Origin of the sequence: Pseudoalteromonas sp. c7(2019) (assembly GCF_011378625.1) — a bacterium.
Lineage (GTDB): Bacteria > Pseudomonadota > Gammaproteobacteria > Enterobacterales > Alteromonadaceae > Pseudoalteromonas > Pseudoalteromonas arctica.
This window is the reverse complement of record NZ_WTKS01000027.1, coordinates 1-20,070: the sequence shown is the minus strand read 5'-3', so window position 1 is coordinate 20,070 and position 20,070 is coordinate 1. Positions and strand designations below refer to the sequence as shown.

22 protein-coding genes are annotated in these 20,070 nt (G+C 39.2%); 18 read left to right on the top strand and 4 right to left on the bottom strand.

Features of this window, described 5'->3' with window-relative positions:
• Positions 1-3 precede the first annotated feature (3 nt).
• The 12 genes from gspD (at position 4) to GQR38_RS19405 (ending at position 11,046) form a co-directional block, all read left to right on the top strand.
• Positions 4-2,067 (top strand): type II secretion system secretin GspD, encoded by a 2,064-nt coding sequence (gspD, locus tag GQR38_RS19460; RefSeq protein ID WP_121954886.1) that lies wholly within the window; start codon positions 4-6, stop codon positions 2,065-2,067.
• The gene (gspE, locus tag GQR38_RS19455) at positions 2,060-3,625 is read left to right on the top strand and encodes a type II secretion system ATPase GspE (RefSeq protein WP_010555415.1); all 1,566 of its coding nucleotides are present in this window, start codon (positions 2,060-2,062) and stop codon (positions 3,623-3,625) included. The genes gspD and gspE overlap by 8 nt, the downstream gene beginning before the upstream one ends.
• A gap of 2 nt (positions 3,626-3,627) precedes the next feature.
• A complete protein-coding gene (gene gspF / locus GQR38_RS19450) occupies positions 3,628-4,863 on the top strand; it encodes a type II secretion system inner membrane protein GspF (RefSeq protein WP_002962033.1) in 1,236 nt (411 codons plus the stop codon).
• Between the two features lie 81 nt (positions 4,864-4,944).
• Positions 4,945-5,367, top strand: coding sequence for a type II secretion system major pseudopilin GspG (gene gspG / locus GQR38_RS19445; protein WP_007586585.1), 423 nt, complete (start codon positions 4,945-4,947; stop codon positions 5,365-5,367).
• 49 nt (positions 5,368-5,416) lie between these two features.
• Positions 5,417-6,004 (top strand): prepilin-type N-terminal cleavage/methylation domain-containing protein, encoded by a 588-nt coding sequence (locus GQR38_RS19440; RefSeq protein WP_165723014.1) that lies wholly within the window; start codon positions 5,417-5,419, stop codon positions 6,002-6,004.
• Positions 6,004-6,378, top strand: a complete 375-nt coding sequence (gene gspI / locus GQR38_RS19435) for a type II secretion system minor pseudopilin GspI (protein ID WP_002962039.1) — start codon at positions 6,004-6,006, stop codon at positions 6,376-6,378. The genes GQR38_RS19440 and gspI overlap by 1 nt, the downstream gene beginning before the upstream one ends.
• On the top strand, positions 6,379-7,017 hold the full coding sequence (gene gspJ / locus GQR38_RS19430) for a type II secretion system minor pseudopilin GspJ (protein ID WP_010555413.1): 639 nt from the start codon (positions 6,379-6,381) through the stop codon (positions 7,015-7,017).
• A complete protein-coding gene (gene gspK / locus GQR38_RS19425; protein WP_007586581.1) occupies positions 7,010-7,999 on the top strand; it encodes a type II secretion system minor pseudopilin GspK in 990 nt (329 codons plus the stop codon). Before gspJ ends, gspK begins: the two co-directional genes overlap by 8 nt.
• A complete protein-coding gene (gene gspL, locus GQR38_RS19420) occupies positions 7,996-9,204 on the top strand; it encodes a type II secretion system protein GspL (protein ID WP_024591438.1) in 1,209 nt (402 codons plus the stop codon). The genes gspK and gspL overlap by 4 nt, the downstream gene beginning before the upstream one ends.
• Positions 9,201-9,674 (top strand): type II secretion system protein M, encoded by a 474-nt coding sequence (locus tag GQR38_RS19415; protein WP_010555411.1) that lies wholly within the window; start codon positions 9,201-9,203, stop codon positions 9,672-9,674. Before gspL ends, GQR38_RS19415 begins: the two co-directional genes overlap by 4 nt.
• Positions 9,675-9,677: 3 nt before the next feature.
• Entirely contained in the window at positions 9,678-10,436 is a 759-nt protein-coding gene (locus GQR38_RS19410; protein WP_165723015.1) for a type II secretion system protein N, read from the top strand.
• Positions 10,437-10,458: 22 nt separating this feature from the next.
• Positions 10,459-11,046: a UPF0149 family protein gene (locus GQR38_RS19405; protein ID WP_165723016.1), complete on the top strand. Its 588-nt coding sequence runs from the start codon at positions 10,459-10,461 to the stop codon at positions 11,044-11,046.
• A gap of 27 nt (positions 11,047-11,073) precedes the next feature.
• Here GQR38_RS19405 and GQR38_RS19400 read toward each other — a convergent pair whose 3' ends face one another.
• Entirely contained in the window at positions 11,074-11,280 is a 207-nt protein-coding gene (locus GQR38_RS19400; protein ID WP_007586570.1) for a hypothetical protein, read from the bottom strand.
• Positions 11,280-11,639 (bottom strand): hypothetical protein, encoded by a 360-nt coding sequence (locus tag GQR38_RS19395; protein ID WP_007586569.1) that lies wholly within the window; start codon positions 11,637-11,639, stop codon positions 11,280-11,282. Before GQR38_RS19395 ends, GQR38_RS19400 begins: the two co-directional genes overlap by 1 nt.
• A 288-nt stretch (positions 11,640-11,927) precedes the next feature.
• Here GQR38_RS19395 and ccoG point away from each other — a divergent pair, with 288 nt between their 5' ends.
• The 4 genes from ccoG (at position 11,928) to GQR38_RS19375 (ending at position 15,732) form a co-directional block, all read left to right on the top strand.
• Complete coding sequence (ccoG, locus tag GQR38_RS19390) at positions 11,928-13,358, top strand: cytochrome c oxidase accessory protein CcoG (protein ID WP_007586568.1); 1,431 nt, start codon at positions 11,928-11,930, stop codon at positions 13,356-13,358.
• Positions 13,359-13,444: 86 nt separating this feature from the next.
• Positions 13,445-14,419 carry a serine/threonine protein kinase gene (locus tag GQR38_RS19385; RefSeq protein ID WP_165723017.1) on the top strand — a complete coding sequence of 325 codons (975 nt, stop codon included), beginning with the start codon at positions 13,445-13,447 and terminating at the stop codon, positions 14,417-14,419.
• A gap of 34 nt (positions 14,420-14,453) precedes the next feature.
• Complete coding sequence (locus GQR38_RS19380) at positions 14,454-15,077, top strand: thiol:disulfide interchange protein DsbA/DsbL (RefSeq protein WP_007586563.1); 624 nt, start codon at positions 14,454-14,456, stop codon at positions 15,075-15,077.
• A gap of 16 nt (positions 15,078-15,093) precedes the next feature.
• Positions 15,094-15,732, top strand: coding sequence for a thiol:disulfide interchange protein DsbA/DsbL (locus tag GQR38_RS19375; protein WP_010555409.1), 639 nt, complete (start codon positions 15,094-15,096; stop codon positions 15,730-15,732).
• A gap of 66 nt (positions 15,733-15,798) precedes the next feature.
• Here the strand turns inward: GQR38_RS19375 and trmA are convergent, their stop codons facing one another.
• Positions 15,799-16,896 carry a tRNA (uridine(54)-C5)-methyltransferase TrmA gene (trmA, locus tag GQR38_RS19370; protein WP_007582854.1) on the bottom strand — a complete coding sequence of 366 codons (1,098 nt, stop codon included), beginning with the start codon at positions 16,894-16,896 and terminating at the stop codon, positions 15,799-15,801.
• Between the two features lie 162 nt (positions 16,897-17,058).
• Between trmA and GQR38_RS19365 the strand changes: the two genes are divergently transcribed.
• Entirely contained in the window at positions 17,059-18,198 is a 1,140-nt protein-coding gene (locus tag GQR38_RS19365; RefSeq protein ID WP_165723018.1) for a DUF5610 domain-containing protein, read from the top strand.
• 65 nt (positions 18,199-18,263) lie between these two features.
• A complete protein-coding gene (gene murI, locus GQR38_RS19360; RefSeq protein ID WP_165723019.1) occupies positions 18,264-19,064 on the top strand; it encodes a glutamate racemase in 801 nt (266 codons plus the stop codon).
• On the opposite strand, the gene GQR38_RS19355 is transcribed toward murI, so the two are convergent.
• A complete protein-coding gene (locus tag GQR38_RS19355) occupies positions 19,027-19,506 on the bottom strand; it encodes an RNA-binding protein (RefSeq protein WP_007582860.1) in 480 nt (159 codons plus the stop codon). The genes murI and GQR38_RS19355 overlap by 38 nt on opposite strands.
• Between the last annotated feature and the right edge of the window lie 564 nt (positions 19,507-20,070).

The window sequence follows — 20,070 nt, the reverse complement described above, 5'->3', positions numbered from 1 at the left end:
ACGATGGTTCAGGTGCTACACCTCAAAAAAATTAAAAAAGGGTTAGCTAAGTACGCAGCACTTTTTTTGGCGGCAAGTATTTCTTTGTCTGTTTCTGCTGTTGAATATGCTGCTAACTTTAAAGGAACTGATATCAACGAGTTCATTAATATTGTTGGTAAAAACCTTAATAAAACAGTCATTATTGACCCTAACGTGCGCGGAAAGGTAAATGTTCGCAGTTATGAGTTAATGGACGAAGCACTTTATTATCAGTTCTTCTTAAATGTATTGGAAGTTTATGGCTACTCAGCTGTTGAAATGGACAATGGCATAATTAAGGTAGAAAAAAGTTCAGACGCTAAAAAATCAAATGTGCCACTTATTGACGAAGGTAGTGAAGCTAGCGGCGACATGATGATTACGCGTGTTGTACGTGTTAAAAATGTAAGTGTGCAGGAGCTTGGTCCTCTAGTTCGTCAATTTAGCGATCAAAAAGATGGTGGCCACGTTGCTAACTTTAATGCGGCTAACGTAATGATGCTAACAGGTCATGCTGCATCGGTTAATCGCTTAGTTGAGATTATTCGCTCTGTTGATCAAGCGGGTGACAAGCGTGTAGACATCGTTAAGCTAAAATACGCGACGGCAGATGATGTTGTCTCTGTGGTAGACAATATTTATAAAGACAGCGGTAAAGGCAGTGTGCCTGAATTTTTAATTCCAAAAGTTGTGGCTGATGGCCGAACTAATAGCGTTATTGTAAGCGGTGAAGGCCAAGCCCGTACACGTGCTATTGAACTAATTAAGCGCTTAGATGGTGAGCTAGAAAGCCAAGGTAATACTAAGGTGTTTTACCTAAATTATGCTAAAGCTGAAGATTTGGTCAAAGTATTGCAAGGTGTTAGTAAGTCACTTGTTGATGATGCGCAAGGCGGTACTACTAAGACCCGTAGCAGAAGCAATAATGAAAGCAGTATAGAGTCTCACCCTGACTCAAACTCATTAATTATTACCGCACAGCCAGACACAATGCGATCACTTGAATCGGTAATTGAACGCCTTGATATTCGCCGTGCCCAAGTACTGGTTGAAGCGATTATTATTGAAGTAATGGAAGGCGACGGGGTTAACTTAGGCCTGCAGTGGATTTCTGAGCAGGGCGGTATGTTGCAGTTTAACAACGGCACTACGGTTCCCGTTGGTTCATTAGCTGTTGCTGCAGAGCAAGCACAAGATACAACTGTAACTAAAACTATCATTGGTACAGAAACTGGAACCGTTACTAGTTATGACGAAACGACTGAGGGTGACTATGATGCGCTTGCTTCATTGCTAAGTGGCATTAATGGTTTAGCGCTGGGCGTTGTTAAAAATGATTGGGGCGCAATTATTCAGGCTGTTGCCACTGATACAAATTCAAATATTTTGGCTACCCCTTCTATTACTACAATGGATAACGAAGAAGCCTCTATTTTAGTCGGTCAAGAAGTGCCTATTATTACAGGCTCACAAACAGGCAGTAATAATGCTAACCCATTTCAAACAGTTGAGCGTCAAGAAGTAGGTATTAAGCTGGTAGTTACGCCACAGATTAACGATGGCTCTGCAGTACAGCTTACTATTGAGCAAGAAGTATCGAGCGTAAGTGGTGCAACTGCGGTTGATATTTCAGTAAATAAGCGTTCAATTAAAACCACGGTAATGGCCGATGATGGCGGCATGGTTGTACTTGGCGGTTTAATTGACGAAGACGTACAAGAAAGTGTTTCTAAGGTGCCGTTATTAGGCGATATCCCTATTTTAGGACACCTATTTAGATCAACAAATACAACGCGCCGTAAGCGTAATCTTATTGTGTTTATTCGCCCAACCATTATTCGTGATGGTGTAAGCATGAATAAGTTAAGCTTTAATAAATATAACTTTATTCGTGGTGAGCAGTTTAAACAAAAAGAAGACGGTATTGAGTTAATGCCAATGACTGATACGCCTATTTTACCTGAGTGGAATGACGAATTAGTACTTCCCCCTACGTATGAAGAGTCTCTGCGTAAACAAAATGCACAAGAGCGTAAAGATGACTAATGCGATTCAAGAGATAAACCAAGATGTGGTTCATCCTAAAACGCATAATCAGGATGAGCTATTAACGAGTGATGTGTTAGTTGAGTTACCAGCAAAGCGTTTGCCGTTTTCCTATGCAAGACGTGCAGGTGTGTTGCTTGGTAAAAACAAAGATCACCGTATAGTTTACTACCGTGGTGAGCTAGACGTGGAAGTACTATTAGAAGTACGCCGTATCGCAGGCCATGGTTTTACACTTGAGCAATTGGCTGATGATAAATTTGAGCTACTGCTTGAAGCGTCATACCAACGTGATAGCTCTGAAACACAACAAATGATGGAAGATATTGGCAACGAGGTTGATTTATTCTCACTTGCTGATGAACTTCCGCAAACTGAAGATTTACTAGCTGGTGACGATGATGCGCCAATAATCAAGCTTATTAACGCCATGCTAAGTGAAGCGATTAAAGAAGGGGCTTCTGATATTCATATCGAAACCTTCGAACAAGAGCTTGTTATTCGCTTTAGGGTCGATGGCGTGCTTAAAGAAGTACTTAAGCCTAATCGTAAACTTGCATCGTTACTTGTGTCTCGTATTAAAGTAATGGCTAAGCTTGATATAGCCGAAAAACGCATTCCACAAGATGGCCGTATTAGCTTACGTATTGCCGGGCGTGCAGTTGATGTGCGTGTGTCTACAATGCCATCGAGCTTTGGTGAGCGTGTAGTACTGCGTTTACTTGATAAAAACAACGCGCGTTTAAACCTTGAAGATTTAGGTATGACCGCAGATAACCGTGCATTGTTTTCAGATTTAATTAGTAAACCCCACGGCATTATTTTAGTAACAGGGCCAACGGGCTCTGGTAAAAGTACCACTCTATATGCTGGTATGAGCCAAATTAACTCACGCGATCGCAATATTCTTACCGTTGAAGATCCGATAGAGTACGAAATTCCAGGCATTGGGCAAACACAAGTTAATGCAAAAGTTGATATGACATTTGCACGTGGTTTACGTGCAATATTACGCCAAGATCCTGATGTAGTAATGGTGGGTGAAATACGCGACCTTGAAACTGCGCAAATTGGTGTTCAAGCGTCACTTACCGGCCACCTTGTTATGTCTACTCTGCATACTAATACCGCATCGGGTGCAATTACACGTATGGAAGATATGGGTGTTGAACCATTCTTACTTTCATCGTCGTTACTCGGTGTGTTGTCGCAACGGCTAGTACGTACATTGTGTAATACCTGCAAAGAAGGTCACACGGCTGATGAGCATGAATGCCAGCTGTTAGGGGTTCCTTTTGAAAGCCAACCGACAATTTATCGAGCAGTAGGGTGTGAAGAGTGTAACTTTAATGGCTATCGTGGTCGTACGGGTATTCACGAGTTACTTGTAGTTGATGAAACAATACGCGAAATGATTCACAACGGTAAAGGCGAGCAAAGCGTAGAAAAATACATTCGTAAGCGCAGCCCAAGTATTCGCCAAGATGGGTGTAGCCGTGTACTTGTAGGTAAAACAACACTTGAAGAAGTCTTGCGTGTTACCCGTGAGGAAGGTTAACTATGGCGGCGTTTGAATACCGTGCCTTAGATGGCCGAGGTAAAGAAAAAAAAGGCATTTTAGAAGCTGATACAGCTAAACAAATTCGCCAAACTTTACGTGATCAAAAACTTACGCCGCTTGAAGTTGTCCCTGCGGCGCAAAGTGATAAACAAGTCAAAGGTGAAAAAGCCCCTTTACTCGGTGGCTTTTTTAAACCGACAATTTCAACCTCAGACTTAGCACTAATTACAAGGCAATTAGCAACACTTATTCAATCGGCACTCCCTGTTGAAGGCGCTGTTATGGCGGTTGCTGAGCAATGCGAAAAGCCGCGTTTAAAGCGTATGCTTATGTCGGTACGCTCAAAAGTGGTTGAAGGTTACACACTTGCCGATGGCCTTAGTGAGTTTCCTCATGTTTTTGACGACTTATATCGTGCAATGGTAGCCGCAGGCGAAAAGTCGGGTCACCTTGACCAAGTACTTAATCGTTTAGCCGACTATACCGAGCAGCGCCAACATATGCGTAGCCAAATAACTCAGGCTATGGTTTACCCTATTATTTTAGTGGTATTTGCAATCGGTATTGTGTCGGTATTGCTTGGTACTGTAGTACCAAAAATATTAAAAACGTTTGAAAAAACAAAACAAGTACTTCCTTGGACAACCGAATGGGTTATGGCAGGCAGCCATTTTGTACAAAATTATTGGTTTATTAGTTTAATAGCTATTACAGCTATAGCCATTGGTATTAAGCATGCACTTAAGCAGCCTAAAATACGCTTTTGGTGGGATGACCGAGTGCTACATATGCCTGGTATAGGTAAAGTGGCTCGTGGTATTAACACCGCACGTTTTGCGCGTACTTTAAGTATTTTATCGTCAAGCTCGGTACCATTACTTGAAGGAATGCGTATCTCGGGCGGCGTATTAATTAACGAAAAAATTAAAAAAGCGGTTGCAGATGCATCCGATAGAGTGAGTGAGGGTGCAAGCTTAAGAGCTGCACTTCAGCAAACTAAGTTGTTTCCACCAATGATGCTGCATATGATAGCAAGTGGTGAAAAATCAGGTGAACTAGAGCAAATGTTAGAGCGTGCTGCAAATAACCAAGATCGCGAATTTGAGAGCATGGTTAATGTATCGCTTAAACTACTAGAGCCTGCGATGATCGCCTCAATGGCGGTTATTGTATTATTTATAGTAATGGCAATATTGCAGCCAATAATGGCGATGAATAAAGCTGTTGGACTTTAAGTTAGAATAAACTTTTAAATATATTAATGGTTTTACCTAAACCATTTTTACTTAATGTTTTTAGAATAATGAGGTAATTACGTGAATAAACAATCAGGTTTTTCTTTACTAGAAGTGATGGTGGTACTGGTTATCATCGGAATGATTATGTCAATTGTTGCACCTAACATTATGGGTCAGCAAGAAGAGGCTGCTATCGATAAAGCGCATTTAGATATTCAACAATTAGAAGATGCAATGAGCTTATACAAGCTTAAAAATAAGAGCTACCCAAGCACAGAGCAAGGTCTTGAAGCGCTAGTTACTCAAACAAGCATTGAACCGGTTCCAAAACGTTTCCCTGACGGTGGTTTTATTAATGAATTACCAGAAGATCCATGGGGTAATCTATATCAGCTAATTAGCCCAGGTGAAATTGGCAAGTTTGATATTTTTTCTATGGGCCCAGATGGTGAAGTAGGTACTGATGATGATATCGGTAACTGGGACGAAGAAAAACAATAATGCTTAAGTACACTGCTTTGTATGAACATGTTAATTCTAGAGGCTTGCTATGAAAGCAAGCCTTAAGCAGCGCCATGCAAAAAGCAGAGGCTTTAGTTTAATAGAAATTTTAGTGGTATTAGTGATCATCGCTTTTGCTACAAAAATGGTGGTATATAGCTTAGAAGGCGGTGCTGAGGAAGAGTTAGATACTCAAGCATTAAGGCTGCATACCACCATTAACATGGCATCGGAATTTGCCATTTTAAACCAAGTTGAATTGGGCTTATTAGTAGAAGAAAATACGTTAGAGTATTTAGTTTTCGATGGTGAAAAGTGGATTACCTTTGACCGTGAAGATCTTTTTAAACCAATAGAGTTAGATGAAAGATTAAAGCTCACGCTTAACTTAGAAGATTTAACGTGGGCGCAAGATAACCTCTTAGAGCAATCTAACTGGCGCGAGCTTATGAGTGGCGGCGATGAAGACAGCTTACTTGAGCTTAAAAAGTTGAAAATCCCACAAGTACTTATTTTGTCATCAGGTGAGGTAAGCGCGTTTCAACTTATATTAGAGTTAAAAGAGCAAAGCGAACCTGTGTATTACATTGAAGGTGAATTTGCTGCACCAGTAAACTTTCGCCGAGAGCCAGAATAATGAAGCGCACTAAAGGGTTTACCTTATTAGAGGTATTAGTGGCATTAAGTATTTGTGCCATGGCGGGTATAGCTGCAATGCAAGCAACAAGCGAGCACATACACCACTTAACGACTATTGAAGAGCAAACCTATGCATCTTGGGTCGCCGAAAACGTTATTATTGAACAGCGTACTAAAGGCGAACAATGGCAAGGTAAAAATAACCTTAAAGGCAGCGAAGTAATGGGCGGTGTTGAATGGTTTTGGCAGCAAGAAGTAACAGCCACTGCTGACAAAAGCTTTGTTAAGTTAACCATAAATGTTTTTACGGATGAAAAATATGAGCATTCGGCATATGAGTTATCAACGTATCTCAATAAAGGCAAAAAGTAAGTGAAGCAGCGTGGGTTTACATTACTTGAAGTTATGGTAGCACTGGGTATTTTAGCTTTTGTTATTATTGCTACTCATCAAATACTCGAGACGACAACAAGAGCAAAAGATGCCTCCGATGAAAAAATTGCTGAGTTAAATGGGTTGCAAACAACATTTAGGTTAATGGATCAAGATTTTAGCCAAATGACTAAACGTGCAGTACGAAACGAATCTGGTGATGTTCAAGAACAATACTTACTTGCTGGTCGTTACGTTTTAGAAAGCCAATACGATGGTATTGCGTTTGTACGAGATGGCTGGATAAATCCAATTAATTTATTGCCACGTTCAGAACTACAAGCCGTTGGTTATAGAGTGATAGACGATAACCTTGAGCGTGTTTATCGGGTTTATGTTGATCAGCTTGATAATATGGAACCGCGAGTTCAACGTGTACTAGAAAATGTTGAAGAGCTTAAGTTTGAGTTTTTGGATGATAAAAACGAATGGCAGGAACAGTGGGAAATTAAAGCTCTCCCTAAAGCGGTTGCTGTTACTTTGCAACAAATAGAAGCAGAGCCAATTCGTCGTGTATTTTTAGTTCCTGGGCAAGGCAAAGTTGTTGCTACACAAAGTACGGATGTGAATAATGGTTAAGCAGCAATCATCGCGCGGCGCAGCACTTGTTATTGTTTTGTTTATTGTGGCATTAGCGGCTATTTTAGCAGTAGAAATGAGTGCTAATTTAATGGTTCAAGTGCAAAAAAGTACTAATTTGCAAGGTCATCAGCAAGCTAAATGGTATGCCTACGGTGCAGAAGAGCTTGCTATTAAAGGGCTAATACAAAGTAAAAAAGATGATGCTGATAAAACAACACTTGATCAAGTTTGGGCAACTCAAGGTGATGCTTCATACCCTGTTGATAACGGCACGTTAAGTGGCAAAATTACTGATTTACAAGCATGTTTAAATTTAAATGCTTTAGCCATAGCGCCAGAAGAAAATAGCGCAAGTAAAACAAACCCTGCACATAAAGCACTATTTGCATTACTTGAAAACATTGAAGATTTACCTGCTGATGAATCAGAAGAGACAATGGCAGATAGCGTATTTGATTGGCTTGACGAGGACAGTATTACATATCGCTCAGGCGCAGAAGAAGACGAGTATTTATCACGAGATTTTCCGTATATGACAGCCAATAGTTTATTTGCATCAACATCGGAATTACGCTTGGTTAAGGGCTTCAACCCATTAGTGATGGAAAAAGTACTGCCATATGTATGTGTAATACCAGGCAGTACGCTTTTATCTATTAACGTAAATACATTAATCCCAGAGCAAGCACTTATACTCAGTGCCTTAATAGAAAGCTTGAGCTTATCTGGTGCAGAGGCTGTGATAGGTGCAAGACCGCAAACTGGCTTTGACACCATTGATGAATTTTTTGAACAGGTGAAGCAACAAGGCGGTACTAATACCGACTCAGTCAAAAGTTTATTTAGTATTAAAAGCGAATATTTTAAATTACAAACGCAGGCAAATTTTGTCGACCTGCGTTTTTCGATGACCACATTACTGCACGCTAAAGACGGTGACGTAACGATACTGGCGCGAAAATTTGGAGGCGTACAGTGACAGAAATACTGTTGATCCGCACGGGTCAAACCGAGCAAGAATTGCTTAATTGGTTAATTTACTCACCACAAGAACAAGAAATAATAGCCAGTGGCGAGTTACCAAATGCAGAGCATTTAAGTGAGCTAAGCGAAAAAGCACTTACCCGAGAAGTGGTCGTGTTGTTACCAAGTGATCAAGTGCAATTAAAAACGGTCGCTTTGCCAACAAAATGGAATCGCAAGCTTGAGCAAGCATTGCCATACATGCTTGAAGAAGATATAGCATGTGACGTAGATGAACTGTTTATAGCAGTAGCGCAGCCGACAATGCTTGGTGAGCAACATGCAATTCGTGTCGCAATGACAGACCGTGAATGGTTTGAACAATGGCTCGCATTATTTGTAGAGCATAATCTATCAGTATACAGAATATTACCCGATGCTTTGTTGTTACCGCTTGCAGATGATGGCGCAGTCACCGCTATCGAGCTCAATAACCAATGGTTATTTAAGCAAGGGCAATGGCACATAGGTGCGGTTGAATCTAGTTGGTTAAATGGCTACTTAACAGCCATGGGTAATCCTGATATTAAGCATTTTAGCCCAGCTAGTCAGTTTCCAGAAAGCGTTAACTTACAAGCGCAAACGAGTGAGTACGACTTACCTCTAGCATTATTTGCAAAGCAGTTAGATAGCGTTAACTTTAACTTACGCCAAGGTATGTATCAGCTTAAAAAACAAAGCGCTTTATGGTGGGGTTACTGGAAAGGCGCCGCAATTATAGCAAGTGTTGCATTGGTTTCTACTATTACAATAAAAGCTATTGAGTTACACCAACTTAATACACAAGTAGAAGTAGCTAAAGCTCAAGTAGTCGACAGATACCAAAAAGCATTCCCAGGGACTAAAGTTCGCCCCAATCTAATTAAAAGTCAAATTAAAGGCGCGTTAGATAAAGTGCAAGGCTCAAGTGAGTCGGGCTTTTTAGACTTAACGACTAATTTGGTTGATGTATTTTCGCAAGTTAGCGAATTTACACCTGAAACACTTCGTTATGACAAACGTCGCAATGAGCTGCGCATTCGTGCACGTGCTAAAGACTTCCAAACCTTTGGTAAAGTAAAAATCATACTTGAAAAACAAGGTTTAACTGTTGAGCAAGGGTCTTTAAATAACGACGGTGATTATGTCGTTGGTGAAATTAAACTGCGAGGTGCAGTATGAAAAAGCAGTTAATGCAACAATGGCGCTCGCTTAAAGAGCAAGAACAACAATTGGTAATGGTCGCTGGTGGCGTGTTTATTATTTTTGTTTTAGTAATGGGAATATTTAGACCATTAAATAATGCGATAGAAAAGGCACAGCAATCTCAAATTAAACAACAAGAGCTATTAGCTTGGGTTGATGACAGTATTGTTAAACTAAAGGCTGCGGGTAACACCAGTGTTGCTAGCAATGCAAACTTAAGCCAAATTGTTAATTCTACACGTGGGCGCCATCAAATAAGTATTAGTAAAATGCAGCCAAGTAGTGATTCGCTACGTTTGACGCTCGACTCTGTAGAATTTAATCAGTTAATAGAGTGGTTAGATGAGCTAGTGAATCAGCACGGCTTAAAAATTGAAAACTTAGATTTGAGCCGCGATGATAAATCAGGCTATGTGCGTGTAAGCCGTTTAGTATTAGAGAATTAATTAATGAAAAAAATAATAACGTTATCGGCTGTCTTTTTAATTAGTTTTATTGTGTTTTGTATTATTAAATTACCAGCACATATTGCACTAGATATAGCAAAACCGTACTTTCCAAAGCAATTAGAAGTAGGGCAAACTGTAGGCACTGTTTGGCAAGGTCAAATGATGCAAGTTCGTTTTGATGGTGAACAGTTAAATAATGTGCGCTGGGACATTGCTGGCTGGAAGTTATTTACAGGCAAGCTAAATGCGAATGTGAAGTTTGGTAATGCACGAGAGCGTAGTGATATCTCGGGTTATGCTGATGTAAGTTATGGGCTTTTTAATCAAGAAGTTAAAGTGACTGACGGCCTAGTGCGCTCAACAGTAGAGCATGCAATGCAGCGCGTGCAGCTTCCCCTACCTGTAACCGCTAAAGGGCGTGTAATTTTAGAACTTGATGAATACAGCTCAGGTGCACCTTATTGTGATTCACTAAAAGGTGAAATAGCGAGCCCTAATATTGACGTGCAAGGCTTAAATGGGTGGTTTAATATTGGCCCTCTGGCTGGTAAGTTAAGCTGTAAGTCGGGCGATATTGCTATATTAATTGACCCAGATAATACGCTTGGCCTTGAGGCAGATGCTACACTTAAAGCTAATTTCGACTTTAGTGTGGCAGGTTATGTAAAACCAGATGCTAGCTTACCTAAAGATGTACATGATGCGGTTAAATTTTTAGGCCGACCAGATAGCCAAGGTCGTTACCCGCTCAACTTTTAATGTTTGAATATAAAGAGTTTTAATGCAAATACCCCAATTTACTGAGCTGCACGCAAAGCAGCTCAGCACATTTTTAAATACCCAATCTCAAGCAATGACCCTTGTACAAAGCCAAGGCTATTTATTTGGCGTTATTTGTTCGCCCAATCCATTAGATGTGCATGAGTGGCTTGAGCAGATATTACCAAATACAGCTAATGATTTAGATGAAGAAATACTTTTCTTGTTTATGGCGCTATATCATAAAATTAGTGAGCAAGTATTTGAAACTGGATACAAATTGCCTAACACATTTGATGCTGAATTTTGTAAGTCATGGAGTAAAGGCTTCTTAGTTGCAACCAAAGCTTACGCAGAGCCTTTGTTAAATGCACCGCAATTAGACACTGACTTTAAACAAGCATTAGAAAGTGCGTTAAGTACATTAAGCTTTTTTGCACTCGACCAGCTTGCAATAGCTCAGATTGCCAAACAAAATAACATGACTATAGAAGCCTTGTGTCAGTACCAATATGAATCAATGGGTGACTTTGCATTGGGGTTTGCTGAACTAATTGAAGTGGTCGCAATTAATAGCGGTTTGATAACCGACGAGAGTTGGGAAGAGTAATTATTAATACCAGGCGCTTAGTTTAATCTAAGTGCCTAGCTCTAATATAATATCCGTACAGCCTTGTTTGCACTTTACTACGCCTTTACCAGGTTCACTGGTGGCTAAATTAAGTGTTAAAACCCCATTACACTTCTCACACTTTAACGTTTTGCCTTGTGCTAATTGCTTGAGCATATTGCGTTGTTTATGAAATGAGTCGCTTGCTTTTTTATTTAATCCTGAAAAATCCACTACTTTGCTCGCTTTTGCTCTAATGCTTCAGTCACTATTTTACATACTGTATTTAAACGATCGCCATAAAAATAAAGGTTTAAGTCACGTTCACGACAATAGCGTAGGTGAAATAACTGAACAGAGTCATCTGTTGTAAACGTTTTTTCTACGTACTCACCCTCAGATTCAGACAATTTAAGTTGAGTGCTGATTCTATTTTTAGCCATATTTGCAGCAGGGCTTCTGTTAACCTTACTTGCATCACTTAAAAAACCAATGCCTTCACCTAATAACCTTTCGCGAGGTTCTTTTATAAGCGGATGATCGATTGTAAAAAAGGCAAGGATCACAACTACCAAAATAATAAATTTTTTCATGGATACGTAAACCTTGATCTAAGTAGGGTTGAATTACCATGCAGTGTAATAAACTGCATTTTAAAAGCAAGTAACTGGGATGAATAAATTATTAGCGATCTATGCCAGTAATTTTAACCAACATTGTTATAATGGTTAACAGCAGTCAGATATTTCTGAAATATCTGAAAGTATTCGAGAAGGCAATTTATTAAAGTAAATCTGCCTAGCAAGTAACTTGCTAGCTTTAAGTATAGAGTACTTGAGTATTGCTGGATTTTTATTTCCAAGCGGCGTTGAGGAACTTCGATGGACAAGCAAATTAAAGTAAAGAATATCCCTGTAGAGGTGAAAATCCAAAAACCGGATTTAAGCCGTCAAGATGATAGGTTCAATCCCCGAAATCGTATTTATGTGCGTGCCGTAAAAGGCCTACATCAATTACTTAGGCAGCGCATTGGCTTTTTAGGCCTACTTGCGTTTATGTTACTTCCTTGGATTAATTTTAACGGCCAGCAAGCAGTACTGTTTGATCTAATTGGTCAAAAATACAATATTTTTGGTTTAACGCTATGGCCTCAAGATTTTACCATATTAGCGTTTATTTTTATGCTGGCAGCATTTGCGCTGTTTTTAGTGACCACCTTCTATGGACGGGTGTGGTGTGGCTACACATGTCCGCAAACTGTTTGGACCTTTATTTTTATTTGGTTTGAAGAAAAGCTTGAAGGCACAGCTAATCAGCGTAAAAAACTCGATCAAAGACCCATGAATTTTGATAAGTTTTGGCGTAAAACGGCAAAGCATACTAGTTGGGTATTGTTTTCGTTATATACCGCTATTTCTTTTGTGGGTTACTTTACGCCAATCAGAGAGTTACTTCCTGATTTTGTAACGTTTAACGTGGGTGGTTATGCACTAGTCAGTATTATTTTCTTTGCTGCGTGTACCTATGGTAATGCCGGTTGGATGCGAGAAATTATGTGTTTACACATTTGCCCTTACTCTCGTTTTCAATCAGCTATGTTTGATAAAGATACATACACTGTAACGTACGACGAAAGCCGTGGTGAAAGCCGTGGTCCTCGTTCACGTAAAGTAGATCATGAAGATTTAGAGCTAGGCGACTGTATAGACTGTAACTTGTGTGTTCAAGTGTGCCCAACAGGTATTGATATTAGAAATGGGTTACAAGCTGAGTGTATTAACTGTGGTGCATGTATTGATGCGTGTGATGGCGTAATGGATAAAATGGAATACCCGCGTGGGCTTATTTCATATACGACAGAGCGAAACCTCGAAACCCCAGAAAATAAAACGAATCCACTACGAGCTAAAATCATTGGTTACACGGTCATACTTGTTGTGCTTACGGGAGCACTTGTAGCTAATATAGCGCTGCGTAAAACAATGGACTTTGATATCATTCGTGATCGAAATCAATTATATCGTGTCGATTTTGATGGTTTAGTAGAGAACACCTATACATTAAAGGTAATTAATAAAGCGCAGTACGAGCAAACCTTTAATATTAAAGTGCAAGGGTTAGATAACTTTAAGTATATTGGTAAGCAGTCATTTACTGTGCAGGCAGGGCAATCTCATAATGTGCCATTGTCGCTTGTAATGGACCCTTATGATTTGAAGGTGTCGATGACAGAGTTTAACTTTGTGCTTTCACCGGTAGATGAGCCGGATGAGACAATATCGCAGTCGAGTAACTTTTTTAAAGCGCGATAATCACAACCTACCTTAAATAGGTAAGTTGATATAGCAATTAACAAAAGCGGGTATATAACCCGCTTTTTATTTTATATAAGAAGAGTATGAGTAAATTTAGTTTTATTGACTTAACACCTGACCTAATACTCGATGCAATAGAAAGCGTAGGTGTGTACGCCGAATCTGGTTTGTTGGCACTCAATAGCTATGAAAACAGAGTGTACCAATTTAAAGCCGATGATGGTCTGCGTTACGTAGTGAAGTTTTATCGTCCAGAGCGCTGGAGTAAAGAGCAAATTCAAGAAGAGCATGACTTTGCATTTGAACTGGCAGAAGCAGAAGTGCCTGTTGTTGTCCCTATTTTATATAATGGGAAAAGCTTGTTTGAACACGAAGGTTATTTGTTTGTGTTGTTTCCAAGTGTCGGCGGGCGTTTATTTGAGGTTGATAACTTAGATCAACTTGATGTAATGGGGCGTTTAATTGGCCGTATGCACCAAGTAGCTAAAACAAAGCCTTTTACTTATAGGCCAACAGTTACCTGCGAGGAGTATTTACATACAGCCAAAGTTCATCTTCAAAAAAGTAACTTAGTGCCTATGGGAATAAATACTGCCTTTTATACTATTTTAGATTTAGTGATAGAGCAGGCGCAAAAACAGTATAAAGATGTGCAAAGTATTCGCTTACATGGTGACTGCCACGTTGGTAATATTTTGTGGGCAGGTGATGCGCTCATGTTTGTTGATTTAGATGACAGCCGCCAAGGTCCTGCAATCCAAGATTTATGGATGATGCTCAGTGGCGATAGAGCGACGCAACTGTTACAGTTAGACACCCTTGTGAATGCGTATGAAGAGTTTTGTGATTTTGATCACTCTCAACTCAAATTAATTGAACCGCTGCGAGCGATGCGTATTATCCATTATATGGGATGGGTAGCTAAACGATGGAGCGATCCTGCCTTTGTGCGGAACTTTACATGGTTTGCTGATGACAAATACTGGGAGCAACAAATTTTAGCACTGAAGGAGCAACTTGCAGCACTGCAAGAAGCACCGTTAAAGTTATTGCCGTAATATTTTATTTAAAGACAAGTACAACGAGATACAAATGCTTAAAAAATTAAAACTGAGTTTATTACTTTTATGTTTACCATTTGCAGCACTTGCTGCACAGTTTGAAGTTGATAATCAATACACTGTTATTGATGTAGACAAAAGTACATCACCACAAGTAACCGAATTTTTCTCATTTTACTGTCCACATTGTTTTAAGTTTGAACCAGTAGCAAAAGCAATTGAACAAGGCTTGCCAGAAGGCGCGGAGTTTATTAAAAACCACGTGAACTTTTTAGGTGGCGTGTCGCCACAAGCACAAAGTAATTTAAGCTTTGCCTACTTAATTGCTAAGCAGCATGGTCAGGCGCAGAGTATTAGCGATCAAATTTTTAAAAGTATTCATGTTCAGCGTGCTCCTTTAACTGAAATGAAAGACGTTAAAAAATTACTTGAAGTAAACGGTATTGATAGCGCAACGTTTGATCAAGAAATTGCAAGCATGCCTGTTATTTCGGCTGAGCAAGCAATGCAAAACAAACAAAATAAATATTCAAAATTAGGCGCACTTACAGGTGTACCTACTTTTATTGTTAACGATAAATATAAAATAAACCTCAACACCATCAAAAATCAAAAAGAACTTGATGAGTTAGTAGCGTTTTTATTAGCACTATAAATTTCGGAGCATAATAATGATTAAATTAGTTAAAGCAGGTTTGCTTGCAGTACTACTTCCTATGGCGGCAACAAGCTTTGCAGCAACGTATGAAGAAGGCGTGCATTACGACGTTGTTTCTGAGCGCGCAACTAAAAAGCCAGAAATTAAAGAGTTTTTCTCATTTTACTGCCCTGCATGTAATAACATGGAAGCACTAATTGGTGAGTTTAAGCCTAAGCTTGATAAAAACGTTAAATTTAAAAAGAGCCATGTTGATTTTGTAGGTGTACGCGACCCAGAAAACCAACAGATGATGAGCCAAGCACTCGCTACTGCAGAAGTGCTTCCGCAAAAAGATAAAATTGTCTCTGCAATCTTTAATCATATTCATACAAAGCGCGCTAGTTTTAATGAGCTTGCAGATGTAAAAGATATATTTGTAGCGCAGGGCGTTGATGGCGATAAGTTTGATAAGCTGTTTAAAAGCTTCTCGGTACGAACGCTGAGCTCTAAAATGAAACGCGATCAAGACTACTTTAAAGAAAAAGGCGCACTACGTGGCGTACCTACATTTATTGTAAATGGTAAGTATAAATTAAACCTAGGTCGTGAGTCGGGTATTACTGAACCAGAAGATATTAGCAAACTGATTAATTACTTAGCTAACAAGTAAGTTTAGCTAAAACTAAAAAAGCTCCTACAAGGAGCTTTTTTTATGGGTAACGTTTACTGAGCGTATTTATTTGCGCTGCAAGAAAACACCCGACTCAATGTGATGTGTATATGGGAACTGATCAAATATAGCAAAGCGCTTAACGTTGTGCGTACGTGTTAGGTGATCAAGGTCACGCTCAAGGGTTTCAGGATTACACGATATATAAATTATGCTTTCGTAGTTAGCCACTAAGTCACACGTTAATTCATCCATGCCCGCGCGCGGTGGATCAACTAATATGGTTTGGCAGTCATAGCTTTTAAGGTCAATACCGTCTAAACGAGAGAAAGTACGCTCGCCATTCATTGCTTGAGTAAACTCTTCACTCGACATACGAATAATATCTAGGTTCTCTACGTTGTTTTTAGCAATATTGTATTGAGCAGAATGAACAGATGATTTTGATATTTCTGTTGCTAATACTTTATTAAAACAGCCCGCTAACGCAATTGAAAAGTTACCGTTACCGCAATACAGTTCTAATAAATCATTTTTAAGTGGTTTACATAAATCTTGCGCCCACTCCAGCATATTAATATTTACTTTTGCATTAGGCTGAGTAAAGCTATTTTCTACTTGTTGATAAATAAGCTCTTGACCATTAACTGTTAAACGCTCAGTTACAAAGTCATCACCCAGCACTTCTTTTTGTTTGCGAGCACGACCGATAAAGTCAATTTTGTATTTACTGCTTAGTTTTTCTTTAAGCGCTTTAATTTCACTTAACCATTCATCATCAAGTGGTTTGTGATAAAGCAAGCTTACTAAAATTTCACCGCTTAGCGTGGATAGGTAATCGATTTGAAATAACTTACGACGTAATATTTCACAAGGCTTAAGATGCTCAATCATCACCTGCATTATTTCACCAACTAGAGGCGCTGCTGGATCAAATGTATCAACACGGATTTTTTCTTTTGTTTGTTGATCAAACATAATGTGAAACAGATCGTCACCGTCGTGCCATACTCTAAATTCAGCACGTTGGCGGTAGTTAGTTGGCTCTGAGCTAAATACTTCTAGTTGCTCCACACCAAAACGTTGGAATTGTGCACTAATACGCTGCTCTTTTTCACTTAACTGCGTTTGGTACTGTGTGGTATCTATTTTAATAACTGCCATTAACGCTACTACCTTATCTAAGATCTGTTTATCGGCGCTATTGTAGGGAGCGCTGCGTATTTGTCTAGTTTTGGCTAGCATTTATGCTGTTTTATTGAACATTGTACTTTAGTTTTTATTGTTATAGCCGATAATAAACTACGCACGCTTAGGAGACGAATCATGAAAATAGGTAATTATGGCTTTACGCCAAACAACAACATCAATAAATTCAATAATAAAGCTGATATACAGCAACCTACAATTACGTCTCCTCAAGATAGCTATCAACAACGAGGCCGAGAGTTGGCCGCAAAGGTGCTTGGCGATAAAATGGCTGAGCAGCTTGGATTGCCTATCGCAGAAAAAAAAGCAGATAAACCACTATTTGATTTTGATGAAATAGTAAAAAACGTACTCGATTTTGTAAGTAGTGCTGTTAATAAAGCAAAAGCTAACGGCGCTGATGACGAAAAGCTCAAAGATATGTTAGGCGACGCGCGCAAAGGAGTCCAAATAGGGATTGACGACGCTGTTGATGAACTCAAAGGTACAGGCGTATTTAATGATGACATGGAAGAGGGGATTAATAAGTCCAAAGAGGGAATTTACAATGGGCTGGATAAGTTTGAAGAGTCGTTATTTAACCCACAACCAGCCAGCGTAAATATAAGCCAGGCTCAATATGTCAGTATGACGAGTAATGCAGAGTATAAATTTACCACCGCAGAAGGTGACGAGGTAAGTATTAGCTTTGCAGATGCATTTGAATCTCAGTCGGCAAGTGGCTATCAGCAAAACAATAATGGCGAGTCGTTTGCAAGCTCATCATCGCAATCTCGACAGGTATCATTTTCGATGTCGGTTAATGGTGACTTAAATGAGCAAGAGCAAGAAGCTATTAATGTAATGATGGAAGACTTACAAGATTTAAGTAAAACCTTTTTTGGTGGTGATTTAGATGAAGCATTTGAACAAGCGCAAGAGCTGAGTTTAGACAGCGATCAGCTGGTGGCTTTTTCTATGGATTTACGCCAAACAAAAACAATAGCAACAGTTAAAAGCTATGAAGAATATAGACCAGCACCAGAAAAACAAGTAGCGGAGGGTTTAGCTCCTTTTAATGACGACCTTAAAAATGCTTTTGAAAAAGCGGGTGAGCTTGGATTACAAAATCAGCTAGCTGGCATTCTCCAATGGTTAAATCAAGATCAGGAGCAAATAGATAAGTTAGTAGATTACACAAAGTCTATGTTCGAAAACCTTAATCAGTTAAATTCGGCAGCCGACGAGCTTGCTGATTTAGAAACCACGCAAAGTTAAACTACTTTCTTTTATAAATACCTCATGGCAAACTGCCGTTCTTAAAGTAAAGTGGGAACGGTAGTTTGTCAGCGCATATAATGGTCTTTGATTCAGGTATTGGTGGAACTACTGTACTTGAGCATATAAAGCAAAGTATCCCCAATGCTCAGTACAGTTATTTTATGGATAATGCATTACTACCTTATGGTGCTCAATCCCAAAAAACAATCATTAACCGATTATGCTCACTTATTCATTTCATCAAAGCTAATACGCTTAACGTTGATTTAATTGTAATAGCGTGTAATACCGCTTCTACATCTGCACTTAGCGCTGTTCGCCAAATGACAGATATTCCTATAGTGGGTGTTGTGCCAGCAATAAAGCCTGCGGCAGAGTTAACACGTTCAAATCATATTGGCTTATTAGCCACACCGGCAACGGTCGCCAGTTCATACACTAAAACATTAATTACTGACCATGCACGTAATGTAACCGTTAATCTATATAGCAGTGTGGAGTTAGTAACTTTAGCTGAGCAATACTTTTTTACAGAGTCTTTGGATACAAACAAGTTGCATCAAGTGCTTGATGACCTACATATAGATAAAACTATAGATGTACTTGTATTAGGATGTACGCACTTTCCAATATTAGCAGAGCCTATTAGTCAGTATTTTGAAGGGAATGTAAAATTACTTGATTCAGGTGTAGCGATAGCAAACAGAGTCAACTACCTACTTAACCAACTTAACTTCTGTGTGAATAAACTAACAGACATAAAAAAGCCGCTGCAATATTATGCAACGGCTGATGTGTTTAGCAATAAGCTAGCGGTAAAGCTAGTTACACTGACTGATCCGTCTCAGTACGTAGAGCATTAGAATCATCTTCTTGTTTTTGTTTTGCTTCACGTACCTTTAAAGTACGTTGTTGGAACTCGCTATCGTTCAAGTTAGCAATTGCATTGTCTGCATCAGCTTGCGCCATTTCAACAAAACCAAAGCCACGACGCTTGCCAGTATTCTTATCCTTTAATAAACGAACATTGAATACTTTGCCTTGTTCTTCAAATAATGCACGAACCACACCTTCGTTTGCACGATAAGGAAGGTTACCAACATAAAGCGTTTTTGTTTTAACTTCAGCTTCTTCAGTCACATCAGATGACATTGCAGCAATAGCAATCGCACCTATTAATAAACCAGCACCAAATAGTAATGCAGGGTTTAAAGCTAAGCCGCCTAAAGCGAACTCAACAACAACAAAACCAACTACAGCAAGAATAACAGAGAAGATAAAAGATTTTTGATCGGGTAATTTCATTTTAGATCTACCAATAAACAGGAAATAAACATTAATTTAACATTGTGAACTTGCTATCTTAACGTCTAAATCAAACATAGCAATGATATTTGTATTAAATAATAAATAAGAGCACAAAAAAGCATCATCTTAGGAAGGTTTTCATATGGTTTTACATGGTTTTGTTCTATTTTTGTTCGAACAGTAAAAAGATCTAAAAAAAGGGTTGATCTGTTTTCGGATCTCCCTATAATGCGACCCCACTGAGACGGGAAACGCCAACGCATAGCGAGGCAGGAACAACTCAGAGAGTTAAATAAAACTTCGGTTTTAAATCTTCCAAAAAGAAAGTTTAAAACTAAGTGTTGACTCGAAAAATAAAGGGTGTATTATTCGCATCCCTTGAGACGCTAAAGCGAATCAAAACGTTCTTTAACAATATAAAGCAATCATCTGTGTGGGCACTCGTACAGATTGAGTTCTAACAGCCAACCTACTTACTCTTTATGGGTAATTAGCGAGGCAAACAAATTTAGAGTCTCAATTGAAAACTGAGTGACCAACAGAATAGTTATTTCGGTAATT

What these genes read in the sequence shown, in the direction of transcription:
- gspE (WP_010555415.1), top strand. Translation starts at nt 2,060, where the DNA reads ATGACTAATGCGATTCAAGAGATAAACCAAGATGTGGTTCATCCTAAA.
- GQR38_RS19440 (WP_165723014.1), top strand. Translation starts at nt 5,417, where the DNA reads ATGAAAGCAAGCCTTAAGCAGCGCCATGCAAAAAGCAGAGGCTTTAGT.
- GQR38_RS19395 (WP_007586569.1), bottom strand. Translation starts at nt 11,639, where the DNA reads ATGAAAAAATTTATTATTTTGGTAGTTGTGATCCTTGCCTTTTTTACA.
- GQR38_RS19365 (WP_165723018.1), top strand. Translation starts at nt 17,059, where the DNA reads ATGAAAATAGGTAATTATGGCTTTACGCCAAACAACAACATCAATAAA.
- gspF (WP_002962033.1), top strand. Translation starts at nt 3,628, where the DNA reads ATGGCGGCGTTTGAATACCGTGCCTTAGATGGCCGAGGTAAAGAAAAA.
- GQR38_RS19380 (WP_007586563.1), top strand. Translation starts at nt 14,454, where the DNA reads ATGCTTAAAAAATTAAAACTGAGTTTATTACTTTTATGTTTACCATTT.
- GQR38_RS19355 (WP_007582860.1), bottom strand. Translation starts at nt 19,506, where the DNA reads ATGAAATTACCCGATCAAAAATCTTTTATCTTCTCTGTTATTCTTGCT.
- gspD (WP_121954886.1), top strand. Translation starts at nt 4, where the DNA reads ATGGTTCAGGTGCTACACCTCAAAAAAATTAAAAAAGGGTTAGCTAAG.
- GQR38_RS19410 (WP_165723015.1), top strand. Translation starts at nt 9,678, where the DNA reads ATGAAAAAAATAATAACGTTATCGGCTGTCTTTTTAATTAGTTTTATT.
- GQR38_RS19415 (WP_010555411.1), top strand. Translation starts at nt 9,201, where the DNA reads ATGAAAAAGCAGTTAATGCAACAATGGCGCTCGCTTAAAGAGCAAGAA.
- gspI (WP_002962039.1), top strand. Translation starts at nt 6,004, where the DNA reads ATGAAGCGCACTAAAGGGTTTACCTTATTAGAGGTATTAGTGGCATTA.
- GQR38_RS19405 (WP_165723016.1), top strand. Translation starts at nt 10,459, where the DNA reads ATGCAAATACCCCAATTTACTGAGCTGCACGCAAAGCAGCTCAGCACA.
- trmA (WP_007582854.1), bottom strand. Translation starts at nt 16,896, where the DNA reads ATGGCAGTTATTAAAATAGATACCACACAGTACCAAACGCAGTTAAGT.
- GQR38_RS19375 (WP_010555409.1), top strand. Translation starts at nt 15,094, where the DNA reads ATGATTAAATTAGTTAAAGCAGGTTTGCTTGCAGTACTACTTCCTATG.
- gspK (WP_007586581.1), top strand. Translation starts at nt 7,010, where the DNA reads ATGGTTAAGCAGCAATCATCGCGCGGCGCAGCACTTGTTATTGTTTTG.
- ccoG (WP_007586568.1), top strand. Translation starts at nt 11,928, where the DNA reads ATGGACAAGCAAATTAAAGTAAAGAATATCCCTGTAGAGGTGAAAATC.
- GQR38_RS19385 (WP_165723017.1), top strand. Translation starts at nt 13,445, where the DNA reads ATGAGTAAATTTAGTTTTATTGACTTAACACCTGACCTAATACTCGAT.